Genomic DNA, 18,788 nt, shown 5'->3' with positions numbered 1-18,788 from the left:
CAGTCAACAATATCTGGATTTTTTTGGGCTAGAAATCTCAGTACAAACCCTGAAATCCCCCTAAACATGCACTGAATGACACTGGGATGGATTGCATATTTTTCGATCTAGTTGTACGATGACTAACAACATAAACACACGGAGACATTCCATGAGCCTGCAACGTCGCGCAATTCTTCTGGCCTGCACTGCCGCTCTGGCGGCAGCTTCTGCCACGGCCCAGACCGCTGAATGGCCTGCCAAGACACTGCGCATCGTGGTGCCCTACCCACCAGGCGGCAGCTCGGACATCATTGCGCGCTCGATCAGCCAGGCGCTGTCCGAATCGCTCAAGCAGAGCGTGATCGTCGAGAACAAGCCCGGCGCCAATGGCAACCTGGGTGCCGACTTTGTGGCCAAGGCCGAGCCCGATGGCTACACCATGCTGCTGTGTGATGTGGGCGCGCTGGCGATCAGCCCCTCGGTCTACACCAAGCTGTCTTTCGACCCCTCCAAAGACCTGCGCGGTGTGACCATGCTGGCCTACTCGCCCCACCTGCTGGTGGTGCACCCCTCGGTGCCGGTCAACAACCTCAAGGAGCTGATCGCCTACTCCAAGAAGAACGAGCTGAACTTTGCCGTGACGGCCACCGGCAGCGCGCCCCATCTGGCGGGCGTTGCGCTGGAGCGCGCCAGCGGTGCACGTTGGCAGTACATCCCCTACAAGGGCGGCGTCACCGCCATCCAGGACACCGTGGCGGGCCAGACCCAGGTGCTGATGAACGGCATGCTGGCCACCCTGCCCCAGGTACAGAACGGCAAGCTCAAGGTGCTGGGCGTTTCCAAATCCACCCGCATGCCGCTGATCGGTGACGTGCCCACCATTGCCGAGCAAGGCGTAGCGGGCTACGAGTCGGGCACCTGGCAAGGCGTGCTGCTGCCACGCGGCACGCCCGATGCCGTCGTGCAAAAGCTCAACAAGGCACTCATCACCGCCATCCGCGCGCCCGAGATCCGCTCGCGCCTGGCCGGCCAGGGCGCCGAAGTGGTGACCATGACCTCCACCGAACAGGACCAGTTCTTTGCCAAGGAACGCGCGCGCTGGGCCAGCGTGGTGAAGGCCGCCAACATCAAGCTCGACTGAGCGCCGCAGACACCCGTTTCATTCACCATCCTCTCCCGCTGCACTGATCATGACCCCTCAAGAACTCAAATCCATCATGGGCTCCGGCCTGCTCTCGTTCCCCATCACCGACTTCGACGAGCAAGGCAACTTCCGCCCCAAGACCTACATCGAGCGCCTGGAGTGGCTCGCCCCCTATGGCGCCAGTGCCCTGTTTGCCGCCGGTGGCACGGGTGAATACTTCTCGCTCTCGGGCCCCGAATACAGCGAGGTCATCAAGACGGCGGTGGAGACCTGCCGGGGCAAGGTGCCGATCATTGCCGGCGCCGGTGGCCCCACCCGCACGGCCATTGCCCATGCGCAGGAGGCCGAGCGCCTAGGCGCCCACGGCATCCTGCTGCTGCCGCATTACCTGACCGAAGCCGGGCAGGAAGGCCTGATCGCCCATGTGGAGCAGGTCTGCAAGAGCGTGAAGTTCGGTGTGATCGTCTACAACCGTGATCGCACCAAGCTCACGGCCGAGTCCCTGGCCATCCTGGCCGAGCGTTGTCCGAACCTGGTGGGGTTCAAGGATGGTGTGGGCAATATCGAGACCATGTCTTCCATCTACATGAAGCTGGGGGACCGTTTCTCGTACCTGGGCGGCCTGCCCACTGCCGAGGTGTATGCGGCGGCCTACAAGGCGCTGGGCACGCCGGTGTATTCGTCGGCGGTGTTCAACTTTATTCCGAAGACCGCGATGGAGTTCTACAAGGCGGTGGCGAGTGACGACACGGCCACGCAGCACCGGCTGCTCAAGTCGTTCTTCATGCCGTACCTGGCCATCCGCAACCGGGTGGAGGGCTATGGGGTGTCGATCATCAAGGCGGGGGCGCGCATCGTGGGCCATGACGGCGGACCGGTGCGGGCACCGCTGGTGGACCTCAAGCCCAGCGAGATGGAAGAGCTCAAGGCGCTGATTGACAAGCTTGGGCCGCAGTAAAAGCCGGCGGCTTCGGGGCCTGTTCAGGGCCTGGTTCTCCAGGCCCTTTTTTTCCTAGTCCAAACCAACACCCGGGCCCGGCCGTGCACAGGTCCGGGGGCAGTCCTGGCACGCCCATTCCACAACCATCAACACAACAACGGAGACAGAAAAGATGTTCAAGAAAATCATTCTGGCCACAGCCGCCGCCGTCACCCTTGCCGCGCTCGCAGGTTGCGCCACCGGCGCTGTATCCACCGGCTCCTCGGCATCGGCCGAACAAGCTGTGGCAGCCGCCGCAGAAAAGCTGCGTGTCGCCATGATCGACCCCACGCCTGCGGCGCTGACGGCCTTGGTGGCCGACGACCTGAGTTACGGCCATTCGGGCGGCCGCGTGGACACCAAGGACATCTTCATCGGCGACCTGATCGCCGGCAAGTCCGACTTTGTGACCATCGCCATCACCGACCAGACCATCAAGGTGGTGGGCAACACCGCCATCGTGCGCCACACCCTCACGGCCGACACCAACGACTCGGGCAAGCCCGGCAAGGTGCAGATCAAGATCCTGGGCGTGTGGCAACAGCAAGGCGGCCAGTGGAAGCTGCTGGCCCGCCAGGCTGTGCGCGTCGCGGCTTGATGTAAACGCATTGGGGCGGCCGTGTGCCGCCCTTCGTATTTCTGACACCGCCGCCCCACAAAACCATGACCACAGCCACCCGCCACCGCATCCTGCAAATCGGCCGCCTGCCCCTACCCGCACTGGAGGCCGAACTGGCGGCCCGGTATGACGTCACCTGTCTGGCAGACCAGCCCGATCCGGCGGCCTTTCTGGTGGCGCGCGGTGCGGAGTTCACCGGAGTGGTAACCACTGCGGCCATTGGCCTCAAAGGCGAAGTCATCGCGGCCCTACCCAACCTTCAGGTCATCAGCAGCTTTGGCGTGGGCTTTGACGCACTGGACATCGATGCCGCCAAGGCACGCGGCGTACAGGTGGGCTACACACCCGGCGTGCTCAACGACTGTGTGGCCGACATGGCGTTCGCGCTGATGCTGGATGTGTCACGCCACGTGGCCGCCAGCGACCGTTTTGTGCGCCGTGGTGAATGGCCGAAGGCCAGATACGCACTGGGCACCCGCGTGTCCGGCAAGCGGCTGGGCATCGTGGGCATGGGCCGCATCGGGCAGGCCGTGGCCGAGCGTGCGAGCGGCTTTCGCATGGAGGTCGGGTACCACAACCGCCGCCCGGCGCAGGAATGCGCACTGCCCTACTTCGAGTCGGTGAACGCGCTGGCGCAATGGGCCGACTACCTCGTGCTCACCGTTGCAGGCGGCACTGCAACGCGCCACCTCGTCAACCGCGATGTGCTGGAGGCCTTGGGCCCCAACGGATTTCTCATCAATGTGGCGCGTGGCACTGTGGTGGACGAGGCGGCACTGATCGATGCGCTGACCGAGCGCCGCATTGCCGGCGCCGGGCTGGACGTGTTTGAGAACGAACCCAGCGTGCCCGCCGCGCTGATGGCGCTGGACAACGTGGTGCTGACCCCGCACACCGCCAGCGCCACCCACGAAACCCGCCGTGCCATGGCAGACCTGGTGCTGGAGAACCTGGCATCCTTCTTTGCGACCGGCACCGTGCGCACGCCGGTGCCGGGCACGCCGGGCGCTTGAGCCCGCCACGGCGCCCTGTGTAACGCAGCTGCCCTCACAGGGAGGGTGTGGAGCAGTTCAGCGCGTCACTTCACGCGGTCGCGCGAGATGTCCATGATCATGCGCGTGGCGAGGTACAGGCGCGGCACGATGGTGTTGATCTGCACGTACTCCGCATCATTGGAATGCGCGCCGTAGCCCGACAGGCCCATGCCTTCCACCACTGCGCCCTTGGTCTTGAGCGCGGCAAACGCTGCATCCGTGCCGCCGCCCGTGGCTTTCTCCACCACGTTGAGCGACATGCCCAGCTCCTGATAAATCACCTTGCCGTAGCCCGCCACGCGGCGGGATGCGTCGCTCGCCTCCAGCGGCGGGCGGCGCACTTCAAACTTCACATCCACCTTGGAGGCAGGCAGCAGCTTGCTCTTGACCTTCTCTTGCAGGCTTTTCTCCAGCCCGTCAAAGTCCGCCACGCGCAGCGCACGCGCATCGGCCTGGGCCGTGGCCTCAGCCGGGATCACGTTGCGGTTGGTGCCCGCCTTCGACACCGTCCAGTTCAGCTTGAGGCCTTCATCGGTCTTGGACAAGTCCTTCATCTGCAGCAACTGATGTGACAGCTCATACAGCGCGTTCACGCCGTCTTCGGGCTTGGCCCCGGCGTGCGACGCTTTGCCCTGCACCGTGAGGTAGGCCGCTCCAATGCCGCTGGTGGCCAGACGCAGCGTGCCGTCGGTGCCGCCACCTTCAAACGACAACACCACGTCCTGCTCAGCCGCCACGCGGGTGATGGTGCTGCGCCAGCCGGGCGAGCTGATTTCCTCGTCGCCGTTGATCAGCACGGTGAGCGTGCCGTAGTCCTTGAAATTGAGCTTTTGCAGCAGGGCCACGGTGTGGATGATGAGCGCGATGCCCTGCTTGTCGTCCGAGATGCCCAGGCCATAGGCCTTGTCGCCATCGATGCGAAACGGCTGGCCTTTGAGCATGCCCTTCAGGTACACGGTGTCCATGTGCGCGATGAGCATGATCTTCTTGCTGCCCGTGCCCTTGAACACGGCCTGCACAGCGGGGCCCACCTTCTCCGGGGTGTCGTCCAGGCGGTAGATATCGCTGGTCTGCAGCACATCCACCGTGCCGCCCAGTTGCTTGAGCTGGCTGGCAATGCGCTCGGCAATCTGGTTCAGACCCTCGATGTCCTTGCTGCCCGACTCGATGTGCACCAGGTCACGCAGGGTGTCGAGCAAGGGTTGCTGCTCCTTCTGGGCCAGCGCATGGACCTCGGCCACCGGTGCCGCCTGGGCCACGGCGGCGGCAAATGCCAGCGCCAGCGAGGCCATCAGGGGGCGGACAAAAGAAGGGACTGATTGCGGACGGTGCAGCGAGTGGTGCATGGTGCAAAGGCTCGGTGAAGGGATGAGGAAGGCCATTATGGAGTCTTGCAACGCCGATTTCAAACACCAAGCCTTCTTGCAATTTTTCAGTCAGCGCCTGCAGTGTCAGCCTCAGCCCACTGGCGCAAACACCTCGGGGCCCAGCCGTGACTTGCGGCCCCTGGGTTCAAACAGCCACATGCCATACAGCGGCAGCGATTCCGCCAGCCGCAGGGGCACCACCAGCGCAGACGCACCGCCCAACAACGCAGGGTGCGGCACAACAGCCAGTAGGTCGGACTGCGCCACCAGGTGCAGCAGACTGGCAAAGTCGGGGCAGCGCACGGACATCTTGGGGGCGGGCATGCGGCGCACGCGGTGCGCTTCCGTCAACACATCCACCGGCCCGCTGACGCTTGGCCCCACACAGGCCCACGCAGCGCCCTGCAGTTGCACCAGCGACTGGGCCCGGGCCAGAGGGTGGCCTTTGCGCGCATAGACCTGGGGATGCAGCTCGTACAGGGGCCGCTCCACCACTTCGGGGTGCGCAAACTTGCGCGGCTTGGGGGCGATGACCGCATCAAAGCGCCGCTGCAGCAGGCCTTCCAGCAGGCTGCCCTCATCCGCCGTCGCCATCTCCAGGGAGCGCCGGGCATTGGGCAAACACCAGCAGGCATACAGCAGCGGGCCGCAGACCAGCGCTGCTGAAGACGTGAGCCCCACCCGCAGCCGATGTCGGTCTGGCGCAGTCACCGAAGCGCGGGGCAGCGCCTCCACCCCTTGTGCCAGCGGCAGCGCCTGCGCGGCCACGGCCCGGGCCAGGTCGGTGGGCACATGGCGACGCCCTTCGCGCACCAGCAAGGGCTGTGCAAAGTGGGCTTGCAGTGCTTTCATGCCGTGGCTGATCGCGGGCTGCGACACGCCGCAGGCTTTGGCCGCCAAGGCAAACGAGCCTTGCTCGACGATCGCATGGAGGTATTGCAGGTAGCGCAGATACATAAACACCTTTTATGTATAAGCCGCCATTGTCTCTTGTCGCGCGGCGCGGACTTGGCGAAGCTACGCACTCCACTCCACGACCTTTGCAATGCCGCGTATGAGCCCTACCCCCATCGACACCGTCCGCACCTACCTCGCCCACCTGCACGCCAGCCATACCGAAGGGCTGATCGCCTGCTTTGAAGACGATGGCGTGGTGCATTCGCCCTTTCTGGGCACCATGCGCGCGAGCGACTTTTTCCAAAAGCTCGCCCAGGCCTCCAGCGGCAGCGTGATCACCGTGCTGGATCTGTTCGTCTCCGCGCAACCAGACAACGGCGGCGCCGTGCGGGTCGCCGCCTATTTCCGCTACGACTGGACTTTGAACGATGGGCGCGAGGTGACGTTCACCTGCGTGGATGTGTTCACGTTCGACGCGGGCAGCACCCGCATCCGCGACATGAACATCGTCTACGACACCCACCCGCTGCGCGAAGAAGTGGGCGACAAGTACGCGCCTGAGCCAGTCACAACAACTCCACGCCCTTGAGCGTCACAAAACTGGTCTCGCGCGTCACCTGCACAAAGTCCTGCAGATACGGCTTGGCCGACAGGCTGGGCAGGCAGGCGGCGTGCAGCTCGCCGCGCAGGCCTTTTTCACCGATGGGCCGCGCCGTCACATACCCCCGGTCCAGGTAGCTCTGCACCGCCCACAGCGGCAGCGCCGCCACGCCGCGCCCGCTGGCCACCAACTGCAGCATGGCCACCGTCAGCTCGGTGGTGCGGCGCGGGGGGCGCACGCCTGCGGGCTCCAGCACCTGGCGGATCAAATCGAGCATTTCGTCGGGCACGGGGTAGGTGATGATGGTCTGGTCGGCAAAGTCCTGCGCCACCAGATGCGGCTTGGCCACCAGCGGGTGCGTGTTGGCCAGCAGCGCGCGGATCTCGAAACCAAAGAGCGCGTGATAGTCCACGCCCGCCTCGTCGGCATCCACCTCGGACACGATGGCCACATCGGCCCGGCCCTGGTGCAGCAGGCCCACGGGGTCGGCATGAAAGCCGCTCACGATGTCCAGCTCCACCTCGGGCCAGCGGGTGCGAAACGCGTCCATCGCGGGCATCAGCCAGTCAAAGCAGGTGTGGCATTCCACCGCAATGCGCATCTGCCCGCCCTGCCCCAGCACCAGGCGGGCAATGTCGCGCTCGGCCCCTTCCACCTGCGGCAGCACGGCATCGGCCAGCGCCAGCAGGCGTTCGCCCACGGCGGTGAACTGCGGTGGCACCGATTTGCGCTCAAACAGCGGCTGGCCGTAGCGGTCTTCCAGCAGCTTGATCTGGTGCGACAGCGCCGACTGCGTGAGGTTGAGCAGCTGCGCGGCCCGCACCAGGCTGCCGCTGTCACGCAAGGCCACCAGGGTGCGCAGGTGGCGCACTTCCAGAATCGACTGGTTCATTATAAATTTTCAAGTTGATCGAATAAAACTTTCGTTTGAATAATAAACGAGCCCGCGCGACCATCGGTGCCTTCATTGCATTGCTCCATTCAGAAGAAGGAAATCACCATGTCGCTCGCTGCTCCAACCACCCGCCGCCCTGTGCTCACGCACACCCTGGGGTTTCCACGCATGGGGGCGCAGCGTGCGCTGAAATTCGCGCTCGAATCCTTCTGGCGCGGCGACAGCACCGAGGCCGAGCTGCAAGCCACCGCCGCCCAGCTGCGCCAGCAACACTGGCAGGCGCAGGCCGACGCAGGCCTGGGTTGTGTGACCGTGGGCGACTTTGCGCTGTACGACCACGTGGCCAACCACATCCAGCTGCTGGGCTGCGAGCCTGCGCGCTTTGGCTTCGACGCCCACACGCCCGAGCTGGCGCGTTACTTTGCGATGGCGCGGGGAGTATCGGCCCAAGCCGCCGACGACCACCAGGGTTGCAGCGCGGGTTGCCAGGCTACGCACCACACCGCTGGCCAGCCCGCACTGGAGATGACCAAGTGGTTTGACACCAACTACCACTACCTCGTGCCCGAGTTCAGCGCCCACACCCAGTTCCACCTCGCCAGTGGGCGCCTGTTTGCCGAAGTGGCCGAGGCCCAGGCACTGGGCCATCGGGTCAAAGCCGTGCTGCTGGGGCCGCTGAGCTTTTTGTGGCTGGGCAAATCCAAGGCGGCAGGTTTTGACCGGTTCAGCCTGCTGGAGCAACTGCTGCCGGTGTACGAAGCCGTGCTGGCACGCCTGAAGGCCCAGGGCGTGGAATGGGTGCAGATCGACGAGCCCATCCTGGGCCTGGACCTGCCCGATGCGTGGCGCCATGCCTTTGAGCCCAGCTACTGGCAACTCGCCCGCAGCGCGCCCAAGCTGCTGCTGGCCACCTACTTCTCGCCGCTGGCCGAGAACCTGCGCCTGGCCTGCCAGCTGCCCGTGGCCGGCCTGCATGTGGACGCCGTGCGCACCCCTGACGAACTGGTGGGCGTGGCCGACTGGTTGCCGTCGCACAAGGTGCTGTCGGTAGGCATCGTGGATGGCCGCAACATCTGGCGCACCGATCTGGATGCGGCTCTGCAAAAGCTGCGGCCCGTGGCCGACAAGCACCAGGGCGAGCTGTGGCTGGCGCCGTCGTGCTCTCTGCTGCATGTGCCGTTCAGCTTAGAGGCCGAAACACAGCTGGACGCCGAGGTGAAGTCGTGGCTGGCGTTTGCGGTGGAAAAACTCGATGAGCTGCGCGTGCTTGCCACCGCCTTGTCGCAAGACGAGGCGGCGGTGGTCGACGAACTGCACGCCGCCCGCACCGCCCTGGCCGCCCGCCGCGCCAGCCCGCGTGTGCACCGCGCCACCGTGGCGGCCCGCATTGCCGCCGCAGCGCCCGGGGCCGACCAGCGCGCCAGCGCCTTCCCTGCCCGGCAAAAGGCCCAGCGCGCACGGCTGAGGCTGCCGCTGTTGCCCACGACCACCATTGGCTCGTTCCCGCAGACGGCGGAGATCCGCGCCGCACGCGCCGCCTTCAAGCGCGGGGCACTGGATGCGGCCCACTACCAACAGAAGATGGAAGCTGAAATTGCCTTGGCCGTGCGCAAGCAGGAAGCGCTGGGCATTGACGTGCTGGTGCACGGCGAGGCCGAGCGCAACGACATGGTCGAATACTTTGGCGAGCAGCTCGACGGCTTTGCCTTCACCGCCAACGGCTGGGTGCAAAGCTATGGCTCGCGCTGCGTGAAGCCGCCCATCATCTACGGCGACGTGGCCCGCCCCACGCCCATGACGGTGGCCTGGACCCAGTACGCGCAGAGCCTCACCGCCAAACCCATGAAAGGCATGCTCACCGGCCCCTTCACCATCCTGCAGTGGAGCTTTGTGCGCGACGACCAGCCGCGCGCCACCACGGCCGACCAGATCGCCTGGGCCATCCGCGACGAGGTGTGCGACCTGGAGGCCGCTGGCATCGCCATCATCCAGATCGACGAGCCCGCCATCCGCGAAGGGCTGCCGCTGCGCCGCGCGGGGTGGAAGAGCTACCTGGAGCGCGCCACGCGCGCCTTCCGCATCAGTGCCAGCGGCGTGCGCAACGACACGCAGATCCACACCCACATGTGCTACAGCGAGTTCAACGACATCCTGCCCGCCATCGCGGCCATGGATGCCGATGTGATCACGATTGAGACGAGCCGGTCGGACATGGAGCTGCTGCAGGGCTTTGGCGACTTCAAGTACCCCAACGAGATCGGCCCCGGCGTGTACGACATCCACTCGCCCCGGGTGCCCGGCGTGCAGGAGATGGCCGCGCTGCTGGAAAAAGCCGCCGAGGTCGTGCCCGTGGAGCACCTGTGGGTGAACCCCGACTGCGGCCTCAAAACCCGGGGCTGGCCCGAGACCGAAGCCGCCCTGCGCCACATGGTGCAGGCCGCGCAGGAAGTGCGCGAGCGGTTGCTGGAAGAGGCGGCGCTGGCCTGACGGATCCCCGGTTCAGCCCGCAGTGCGCTTCATCTCGGCCAGCTTCACCAGCACCTGCAGCGCGTGGTTCAGCGGCGTCGGCACTCCCAAGGCGGCGCCGCGCTTCACCACATAGCCATTCAGGTGGTCGATCTCGGTAGGTTTGCCACGCGCCAGATCCTGCGCGGTGGACGAATACTGCCCGGGCATGGTGCTGGCGATGCCACGCACCGCCGCCTGCACATCGCCCGGAATCGTCACCCCATCGGCCGCCGCCACCGCCAGGCACTCGGCCACGATGTCGGCAATCACCTGCGTCACGCCGGGCACCTGCACCAGCGGGCCGTAGGGCTGCTGCGACAGTGCCGACAGCGCGTTGTAGGCGCTGTTGAGCACCAGCTTGGCCCAGAGCGCGCCACGCACGTTGGCTGACACCTGGGTGGGAATGCCCGCCGCCGTGAGCTGGCGGGCCACCTCGTCGCTGCGCGGCGAAGGTGCAATCACCAGCTCGCCCCGGCCATGGTGCACCACATGTCCCGGGCCGCCCATGGCGGTGGCCACGTAGACCACGGCGGCCGCCACCGGGGTGTTGGCATCGAGCACAGCGCGCACGCGCTCGCCGTTGTCCACACCGTTCTGCAAGGTCAGCACCAGCGCGCCAGGGGCCAAATGAGGGCGGATCTGCTGCGCGGCGTCTTCCGAGTCGGACGACTTCACGCAGAACAGCACCACGTCCGCGCCATGCACCGCGCTGGCCTCGGTGCTGGCTGCCAGGGGCACCTGCACATCCATCGCCGCCGTCTGCAGCCGCAGACCGTTGTCACGCACGGCCAGCACGTGGGCGGGCCGCCCGATGAGCGTGACGGCATGGCCCGCCCGGGCGAGCAAGGCACCAAAGTAGCAGCCCACGGCGCCCGCGCCCATCACAGCAAAACGCAGGGGCGGTGCAATGTCCAAGGCAGTGGGCAGGGAGGCAGATGAATCAGCAGCAGCGGTCATGGCGGTGTCCCGGTGGGCAAGTCACGGAAGGGGCGGTCACAAGGCGCCCCACTATATCGGCGGCAGCCTGCGCACCAAAAATCAAGGGTTTTTGGGCTGATGCGCTAGTCGAACATGCCTTATCAGCTATCAAATACGTAGCAAATTGACCTTCTGCAAGGCTGCTTGCGGGGGCGCACTCCCTTCGCTCGCGCCATTTCCAGCACCGCGAACCCTCATCCGTTACCTCCCGTTCGTGGGCTCCCACCCCGCTCAAAGGCCCCTCTCCAGTGTCAGGAATTTAATCAATGCAAAGACAATAATTGTCTAGTCAATTAAATTTCCCGCCCATGTCAGCCCCTCCCGAACCCAGCCAAGCCCCCGCGTTCTACAACGCCGAGCACTACGACCCCAGCAAGCTGGTGCCCGAAAACAGCGTCGGCTACCTGATGCGCAAGGTGATGTCGTCCATCCGCACGCAGGCCGATGCCCAGCTGTCTTTGCACGAACTCACCTACGCCCAGTGGCTGCCACTGTTCAAGTTGTCGCTGTGCGAGACCGCCACCGTGGCCAGCCTGGCGCGTGACCTGGAGACCGACCCCGCCTCCATGACCCGGTCGCTCGACCGCATGGAAGCCAAGGGCCTGGTGGTGCGGGAGCGCTCCACCGTGGACCGCCGCGTCGTGCAGCTCAGGCTCACACCGGAAGGCCAGCGCATTGCAGCCCTGGTGCCCCCCGTGCTGGCCGACGTGCTCAACGGCCACCTCAGCGACTTCAGCCATGACGAGTGGCAGCTGCTGCTGTCCATGCTGCGCCGCATGCTGGCCAACGGCGAAGCGCTGCGCCAGCAGCCCCCCTCACCCACCGAACCCGCAGCCGGTTGACCCCGCCCTGTTGCCCTGCCCCCTGGAGATTTCCGTGACTGCCACTGCCCCCACCTCCCTGTCCACCCGCTCTGCCCTCGCCGCCCATCTGGCGGTATCGGCCGTTGCCCTGGCCGCCGCGCTGCTGCTGGTGGGCTGCGCCAACCCCGGCCCGGCCCACACACCGCTGGCGCAAACCACCCCGGCCGCCGCTGGCCTGACCGCAACCACCACCGACGTGGTGGCCACCAGCCAATGGTGGAAGGCGCTGGGCGATGAACAGCTCAACACCCTGATCGACCAGGCCCTGCAAGGCAACCCCAGCCTGGCCGTGAGCCGCGCCCGGCTAGAACAGGCCGTGGCCCTGAGCCAGGTGCGCGAGGCCGCCAACGGCCCCCAAGCCACCCTGGGCGTGGACGCTACCCGCCAGCGCTACACCGCCAACGGGCTGGTGCCTGCTCCCGTTGCTGGCAACACGTACAACAGCGGCACCGTGCAGGCCACGCTGAGCTGGTCGCCCGACTTCTTTGGCCAGCACGCTGCCGAACTGCAGGCTGCGCTGGGCCAGGCCCGCGCCGCCCAGGCCGATGCCGCCGCCGCCGCCAACACCCTGGCCGCCCAGGTGGGGCGCAGCTACGTGGCGCTGGCCCGGCTGGTGGCCCAGCGCGGCGTGGCCACGCGCGCGCTGGAGCAGCGCGAAGAACAGCGCAAGCTCACCCAAGAGCGCACTTCTGCAGGCCTGGACAGCCAGGTCGAGCTGACCCAGGCCCAGGCCGCTGTGCCCGATGCCCGCACACAAATCGAAGCGCTCGAGGAGCAGATCACCCTGGGCCGCCGCCAACTGGCCGTGCTGACCGGCCAGGCGCCCGACGCCCTGCCCCAGCTCACGCCCCGCCTTGCCGCCCTGCAGCCCACCGCCGTGCCCGAGGTGCTGGGCGCCGACCTGCTGGGCCGCCGCCCCGATGTGGTGGCCGCCCGCTGGCGCGTAGAGGCTGCGACACAAGGCGTGAACAGCGCGCGCAGCGAGTTCTACCCCAACATCAACATCGGCGCGTTCATCGGCCTGAACTCGCTGGGTCTGGACCGGCTGTTCAACGGCAGCTCACGCCAGATGGGCGTGACGCCCGCGCTGCGCCTGCCGATCTTTGACGGGGGCCGCCTGCGCGCCCAGCTGGGCGGCCGCGCTGCCGAGCTGGACGTGGCCATCGCCCAGTACAACGGCGCCGTGCTCGACGCGGTGAAGGAAGCGGGCGACGCCGTGGCCTCCATCCAGTCGCTCACCCGCCAGCAGGCCTTGCAGGACGAGGCCGTGGCCAGCGCCGAAAAAGCCTACCGCTTTGCGCAGGAGCGCTACCGCGCGGGCCTGGGCAACTACCTGGTGGTGCTCTCCACCGAAAGCCAGGTGCTGGCCCAGCGCCGCCTGGCCGTGGACCTGCGCGCGCGCCAGCTCGACACCCGCCTGGTGCTGATGAAGGCCCTGGGGGGCGGCTGGACGGACGACACGGCCGTGCTGCACACCGCAGCCGCGCACTGACCGGCCCACCGCACCGCACCGGACCGGACCGCACTCATTCAAAAACACATAACAACACATTCCTGAAAGACCACAGCCATGACCGCCAACAGCGAACCCCTCACCGCCAACGAAGCCAACACCGCCCGCCGCCGCGGCCTCACCCTCATCGCCGCCGCCGTCGCGCTGGTGGCCATCGGCTGGGGTGGCTGGCACTGGGCCAACGGCCGCCATGTCGAGACCACCGACAACGCCTACGTGGCAGGCAACGTGGTGCAGATCACGCCACAGATCGGCGGCACGGTGGTGTCCATCGGCGCTGACGACACCGACTATGTGAAGGCCGGCCAGTTGCTGGTCAAGCTCGACCCCGCTGACGCTCGCGTGGCGCTGGAGCAGGCCGAGGCCCAGCTCGCCCAGACGGTGCGCGAAGTGCGCACCCTGTATGCCAACAACTCCACACTCAAGGCCCAGGTCAGCCTGCGCAGCGCCGACCTGGCCCGTGCCCAGGCCGATGCCGCCCGCGCCCAGGACGACGTGAACCGCCGCACCCCGCTGATGGCCAGCGGTGCCGTGGGCAAGGAAGAGTTCCAACACGCCACCGCGCAGCTGGCCGCCGCCAAGAGCACCGTGGCCGCCGCCCAGTCGGCCGTACTGGCCGCACAAGAACAACTGGCCGCCAGCCAGACGCAGACCGAAGGCACCTCGGTCGAACAGCACCCCAATGTGCAGCGCGCCTCGGCCCGCGTGCGCGAGGCCTACCTGGCCGTGCAGCGTGCCCAGCTGGTCGCCCCGCTGGACGGCCATGTGGCCAAGCGCGGCGTGCAAGTGGGCCAGCGTGTGCAGGCCGGCGCCCCGCTGATGACGCTGGTGCCGCTGAACGACCTGTGGGTGGACGCGAACTTCAAGGAAAGCCAGCTCAAGACCCTGCGCATCGGCCAGACCGCCGAACTGGAAGCCGACGTGTACGGCACCAAGGTCACGTACCACGGCACGGTGACCGGGCTGGGCGCAGGCACTGGCGCTGCCTTTGCGCTGCTGCCCGCACAGAACGCCACGGGCAACTGGATCAAGGTGGTGCAGCGCGTGCCAGTGCGCATTGCGCTCGACCCCAAGGAAGTGGCAGAGCACCCGCTGCGCGTGGGCCTGTCGATGGAAGTCAAGGTGGACACCGCCGACCAGAGCGGCAAGACGCTGGCCGACACGCAGCGCACTACGCCCGTGGCCGCCACCGCTGTGTTCGACGAGCAATTCAAGGCGGCCGACGACGAAGTGGCGCACATCATCGCCGCCAACCTGGGCCGCAATGGCAAGGCCGCCGTGGCCGTGGCGTCGCCCAAGGTGAGCAGCCAGCCCGCAGTGCAGGCGCAAAAGCATGCATCGGCCCCGGCGCAGCCCGCCGTGCAGTCCCCGGTGGTGCAGTAAGCGGGGTTGACCGAGCATGACTGCCGCCAACCCCACTGCAGACACCGCAGGCCAGGCCCCCACTCCGGTGGCGCCTGCTGCGGTGTCGCCACCAGCAGCCCCACCCGGGCCGCCTGCTGCCTATCCGCCGCTACAGGGCACCGCCCTGCTGCTGGGCACACTGTCGCTGTCGCTGGCCACGTTCATGAACGTGCTGGACTCATCCATCGCCAACGTTTCCATCCCGGCCATTGCCGGCGACCTGGGCGTGAGCCCCGGCCAGGGCACCTGGGTCATCACCAGCTTTGGTGTGGCCAATGCGATCTCGGTGCCGCTCACCGGCTGGCTCACCCAGCGCTTTGGCGCGGTGCGGCTGTTCACCATGAGCGTGCTGCTGTTCGTGCTGACCTCCTGGCTGTGCGGCTTTGCGTCGTCGCTGGAGATGCTGGTCTTCTTCCGCGTGCTGCAGGGCCTGGTGGCCGGGCCGATGATTCCGCTGTCGCAAACGCTGCTGCTGGCGAGCTACCCGCGTGCCTTGGCTGGCACGGCGCTGGCGCTGTGGGGCGTGACCACGCTGGTCGCGCCGGTGGTGGGGCCGCTCCTGGGCGGCTGGATCACCGACAACATCTCGTGGCCGTGGATCTTCTACATCAACGTGCCCGTGGGCCTGCTGGCCGGGGTGCTGACCTGGGGCATCTACCGCAAGCGCGAGACCCCCATCCGCAAGCTGCCGATTGACACCGTGGGCCTCAGCCTGCTGGTGCTATGGGTCGGCGCGCTGCAGCTCATGCTCGACAAGGGCAAGGAGCTGGACTGGTTTGCCTCGGGCGAGATCATCACCATGGCCGTGGTCGCCGTGGTGGCGTTTGCCGTCTTCCTGGTGTGGGAGCTGACCGAAAAGCACCCGGTGGTGGACCTGAAGCTCTTCAAGGGCCGCAACTTCACCTTTGGTGCGCTGGCGCTGTCGGTGGCCTATGCGCTGTTCTTCGGCAACGTGGTGCTGCTGCCGCTGTGGCTGCAGCAGTGGATGGGCTACACCGCCACCTCAGCCGGCATGGCGCTGGCGCCGGTGGGCGTGTTCGCCATCCTGCTCACGCCGCTGGTGGGCAAAAAGGTCGGCCAGTGGGACCCGCGCCGAATGGCCACGGGTGCGTTCATTGTGTTCAGCACGGTGCTGTGGATGCGTTCGCAGTTCACGGTGCAGACGGACTTCATCCACATCCTGATCCCCACGCTGTTGCAGGGCGCGGCCATGGCGTTCTTCTTCATCCCGCTGACCACGCTGACGCTGGCGGGTGTGTCGCCAGACCGCATCCCGGCGGCAGCAGGTTTGTCGAACTTTGTGCGCATCACCGCCGGTGCCATGGGCACGTCGATTGCCACCACGCTGTGGGAGAGCCGCGCCGCCATGCACCACGCGCACCTGACCGAAGGGCTGGTGCAAGGCCAGGGGGTGTTCGCGCAGACGCTGGATGGCCTGGTGGCCTCGGGCCTCACGCAGATGCAGGCGCTGGCGCAGATCAACCGGCTGATCGACCAGCAGGCGTTCACCCGTGCGGCCAACGACATCTTTTTGGGCTCGGCCGGGTTATTCCTGCTGCTCATCGGGCTGATCTGGCTGACCAAGCGCCCTGCGCGCACCGGCGGCGCGGGCGCGGCAGACGCAGCGGGGGCCCACTGAGAGGCTTCGGCACAGGTTTGGAGAAAAAACAGCTGCAAGCGCTAGTCAAACATGCGCCCGCAGCTATCATTTTTGACATGAATCTGCGGGGTCTCGTCCGGGCACAACCCGCGCATCCCACAGCGGGTGTCGGAAATCCCTGACCCAGTGGCGGGCGCGGCACCTGCGGGCAGTTCGCGGGGTGCACCCAACAATGCACTCACCGCAAACCACTCCAACAAGGAACTGCCATGTCACTCTCGCTGATTCTTCTGATCGTTCTGATCCTCATCCTGGTCGGCGCTCTGCCCACCTGGGGCCACAGCCGCTCATGGGGCTACGGGCCCAGCGGCGGGATTGGCCTGGTGGTGCTGATCCTGGTGATCCTGCTGCTGATGGGCCGGATATGACCGGTAGCTGAACTTCCGGTGCAGGCCACACAGCGCCTGCCGAGGTGAAGTTTTCAAATGCACACATAGGGCCCTTCCGAGGGCCCTTTGTCTTTGGCGGTTTGTAGAAGGGTGGCGCGGCATGGCGGCCACCCGGACTCGGCCAGAAACACGCAAATGATCAATTTGCAGCGAAAACACAATCAAATTGATAATATTGGCATTTTAATCATTTATTTGATATAAACGATAAATACAAAACATCGCCATACCGCCCAGACCATGCCCTCATCCCCCTACCCCGTTGGCAACATGCGGCAGGTTCAGATCCGTCTGCTGCAGGGCATCCTGTCAGCCAATGTGGCTTTTGAGTTGCTGTTGCTGGCGGTGGGCGCTACTGGGCTGGTTCCCTCCCCAGGGTCGTGGAACCTTGCCCTGGGAACTGGCACCGCGGTCATGATGGCGCTGTGGTGGGCCTTGCGCTGCTGGCCGCGGGTCTATGTTCCGGTGGCACTCATCCAGACCTCCATCGGGCTGGCATTGTTCACCTATGCCCTGTGGCAGCCCCTGGGGCACGAGCTGCGCGCCGTGTGGTTCCTGATCGGAGTGGGCGCGGCATATCTGCTGCTGGGGCGTGCCGCGGGCGTCTGCTATACCGTCCTGACACTGGCGCTGGTAGTGGGTAGCAACGGTATGCAAAGCGCGCCGTATTCGCTGCACGCGCTCATCATCTTCACGCTCGCGCTGTCGCTGAGCAGCCTGTGTTTTTACCTGTTCGTCGGTGAAGCCCTCCGCCTGTACCGGCACCTGTCCGAGCGGAACCAGCAGTACACCTTGCTGACCGAGGGCGCCGAAGAGGTCATCTGGCGGATCAACCCCGACATGACGGTGGCGTACGTGAGCCCCGCCGACGAACGGGCGCGCGGCGTGCCCGCCCGCGACGTCATCGGAAGATCCATCTTCAAGGCCCTGACGCCCGAGGGTGCCGAGGCACTGAGACATGCAGTGCGCGAGCGGCGGCAACTGCTGACGCTGCCCATGCGCTGTGCCAATGGCAGCGTCCGCTGGTTCGAGATGTCCAGCCGCCTGTACCGCGACGCCTCGGGCCAGCCCGCCGGCTACCACAGCATCGGCCGCGACGTGACCGCCCGGCGGGAGCTGGAGCAGGCATTGCAGGCCGAGAGCGAGCATCTGGAGGCCCGGGTCAAGGAACGAACGGCGGCGCTGTCTCTCGCCAAGGAAGCCGCAGAGGCTGCCCTGCGCACCAAGAGCATCTTTCTCGCCAACATTGGGCACGAGTTGCGTACCCCCATGACACTGATCCTGGGGATGACCGAACTGGTGCGCAACCGCTCGCAGGATGAGCGCCTGAAGCCCGTGCTGAACAATGTGATGGATGCGGCCAAAGGCCTCATGCGCATGCTCAACGACCTGATCGATCTGGCTGCGCTGGAAACACGCCAGGTAGCGTTCCAGTTTGCGCCGCTATCGGTGCCAGAGCTGGCGGCAGATGCGGTGCAACTGCTGGAGCCGCAGGCGCGCCAAAAAGGCTTGCAGATCTTCCTGGCCCTCGATGGCGTGGGCACCGACGCCAGCCACGTGGGGGACGCAGACCGCATTCAGCAGGTGCTGGTCCACCTGCTGGACAACGCCGTGAAATTCAGCCTCTCAGGTCACATCCAGCTGACCCTGGAGACCGAGCAGGACACCCCTGATGCGACAGTGTGGCGGCTGCGCATGACGGACGAGGGTATTGGCATTGCGGCCGGTGACCAGCACCGCATCTTCACGTTGTTCGAACAGGTCGATGGGTCATCCACGCGCAGCTTTGAGGGTGCGGGACTGGGGTTGGCGCTGTGCAAACGCCTCGTCGAGGGCATGGGGGGCAGCCTGGGTGTGGAGAGTGAACCGGGCAAGGGCAGCAGCTTTTGGGTGTCGCTGCCGCTGCCCAAGGTCACCTGACACGGCTCCAGCACCAACACGCGTGCTCAAAGCAC

The 18,788-nt window shown here is 66.2% G+C and carries 16 protein-coding genes; 12 read left to right on the top strand and 4 right to left on the bottom strand.

Translation table 11 applies throughout. From position 1 onward, the window contains the following. The first annotated feature begins 151 nt into the window (after positions 1-151). From C8C95_RS20510 to C8C95_RS20495, 4 genes are all read left to right on the top strand, one after another. Positions 152-1,123, top strand: coding sequence for a tripartite tricarboxylate transporter substrate binding protein (locus C8C95_RS20510; protein WP_056062533.1), 972 nt, complete (start codon positions 152-154; stop codon positions 1,121-1,123). A 49-nt stretch (positions 1,124-1,172) separates the two neighbouring features. After that, positions 1,173-2,084 carry a 5-dehydro-4-deoxyglucarate dehydratase gene (kdgD, locus tag C8C95_RS20505; protein WP_116749792.1) on the top strand — a complete coding sequence of 304 codons (912 nt, stop codon included), beginning with the start codon at positions 1,173-1,175 and terminating at the stop codon, positions 2,082-2,084. 154 nt (positions 2,085-2,238) lie between these two features. Beyond that, complete coding sequence (locus C8C95_RS20500) at positions 2,239-2,703, top strand: nuclear transport factor 2 family protein (RefSeq protein WP_116749791.1); 465 nt, start codon at positions 2,239-2,241, stop codon at positions 2,701-2,703. Positions 2,704-2,768: 65 nt separating this feature from the next. Then, on the top strand, positions 2,769-3,737 hold the full coding sequence (locus C8C95_RS20495; RefSeq protein WP_116749790.1) for a 2-hydroxyacid dehydrogenase: 969 nt from the start codon (positions 2,769-2,771) through the stop codon (positions 3,735-3,737). A 65-nt stretch (positions 3,738-3,802) separates the two neighbouring features. Here C8C95_RS20495 and C8C95_RS20490 read toward each other — a convergent pair whose 3' ends face one another. Both C8C95_RS20490 and C8C95_RS20485 read right to left on the bottom strand, forming a co-directional pair. Continuing rightward, positions 3,803-5,104: a M20/M25/M40 family metallo-hydrolase gene (locus tag C8C95_RS20490; protein WP_116749789.1), complete on the bottom strand. Its 1,302-nt coding sequence runs from the start codon at positions 5,102-5,104 to the stop codon at positions 3,803-3,805. Between the two features lie 111 nt (positions 5,105-5,215). After that, entirely contained in the window at positions 5,216-6,082 is an 867-nt protein-coding gene (locus tag C8C95_RS20485) for a LysR family transcriptional regulator (protein ID WP_116749788.1), read from the bottom strand. 97 nt (positions 6,083-6,179) lie between these two features. Between C8C95_RS20485 and C8C95_RS20480 the strand changes: the two genes are divergently transcribed. Further along, positions 6,180-6,611: a nuclear transport factor 2 family protein gene (locus C8C95_RS20480; RefSeq protein ID WP_116749787.1), complete on the top strand. Its 432-nt coding sequence runs from the start codon at positions 6,180-6,182 to the stop codon at positions 6,609-6,611. Here the strand turns inward: C8C95_RS20480 and C8C95_RS20475 are convergent. After that, positions 6,589-7,515: a LysR family transcriptional regulator gene (locus C8C95_RS20475; RefSeq protein WP_116749786.1), complete on the bottom strand. Its 927-nt coding sequence runs from the start codon at positions 7,513-7,515 to the stop codon at positions 6,589-6,591. The two genes, C8C95_RS20480 and C8C95_RS20475, sit on opposite strands and share 23 nt — an antisense overlap. Before the next feature lie 108 nt (positions 7,516-7,623). On the opposite strand from C8C95_RS20475, the gene metE reads away from it, so the two are divergent. Beyond that, on the top strand, positions 7,624-10,005 hold the full coding sequence (metE, locus tag C8C95_RS20470) for a 5-methyltetrahydropteroyltriglutamate--homocysteine S-methyltransferase (RefSeq protein WP_116749785.1): 2,382 nt from the start codon (positions 7,624-7,626) through the stop codon (positions 10,003-10,005). A gap of 12 nt (positions 10,006-10,017) precedes the next feature. Here the strand turns inward: metE and C8C95_RS20465 are convergent, their stop codons facing one another. Beyond that, positions 10,018-10,983, bottom strand: coding sequence for a ketopantoate reductase family protein (locus C8C95_RS20465; RefSeq protein ID WP_116749784.1), 966 nt, complete (start codon positions 10,981-10,983; stop codon positions 10,018-10,020). A gap of 329 nt (positions 10,984-11,312) precedes the next feature. On the opposite strand from C8C95_RS20465, the gene C8C95_RS20460 reads away from it, so the two are divergent. From C8C95_RS20460 to C8C95_RS20435, 6 genes are all read left to right on the top strand, one after another. Further along, positions 11,313-11,846 carry a MarR family winged helix-turn-helix transcriptional regulator gene (locus C8C95_RS20460; RefSeq protein WP_056062509.1) on the top strand — a complete coding sequence of 178 codons (534 nt, stop codon included), beginning with the start codon at positions 11,313-11,315 and terminating at the stop codon, positions 11,844-11,846. Positions 11,847-11,880: 34 nt separating this feature from the next. Then, positions 11,881-13,359 (top strand): efflux transporter outer membrane subunit, encoded by a 1,479-nt coding sequence (locus C8C95_RS20455; protein ID WP_116749783.1) that lies wholly within the window; start codon positions 11,881-11,883, stop codon positions 13,357-13,359. A gap of 78 nt (positions 13,360-13,437) precedes the next feature. Continuing rightward, positions 13,438-14,763 (top strand): HlyD family efflux transporter periplasmic adaptor subunit, encoded by a 1,326-nt coding sequence (locus C8C95_RS20450; RefSeq protein ID WP_116749782.1) that lies wholly within the window; start codon positions 13,438-13,440, stop codon positions 14,761-14,763. Positions 14,764-14,779: 16 nt separating this feature from the next. Further along, on the top strand, positions 14,780-16,423 hold the full coding sequence (locus tag C8C95_RS20445) for a DHA2 family efflux MFS transporter permease subunit (RefSeq protein WP_279323249.1): 1,644 nt from the start codon (positions 14,780-14,782) through the stop codon (positions 16,421-16,423). Between the two features lie 230 nt (positions 16,424-16,653). Then, positions 16,654-16,812: a DUF3309 family protein gene (locus C8C95_RS20440; protein WP_007856361.1), complete on the top strand. Its 159-nt coding sequence runs from the start codon at positions 16,654-16,656 to the stop codon at positions 16,810-16,812. 261 nt (positions 16,813-17,073) lie between these two features. Then, complete coding sequence (locus C8C95_RS20435; RefSeq protein ID WP_116749781.1) at positions 17,074-18,753, top strand: PAS domain-containing sensor histidine kinase; 1,680 nt, start codon at positions 17,074-17,076, stop codon at positions 18,751-18,753. Positions 18,754-18,788 lie beyond the last annotated feature (35 nt).

Origin of the sequence: Acidovorax sp. 99, assembly GCF_003096455.1 — a bacterium.
Classification (GTDB): domain Bacteria; phylum Pseudomonadota; class Gammaproteobacteria; order Burkholderiales; family Burkholderiaceae_C; genus Acidovorax; species Acidovorax delafieldii.
This window is presented reverse-complemented; position numbering and strand designations above follow the sequence as displayed.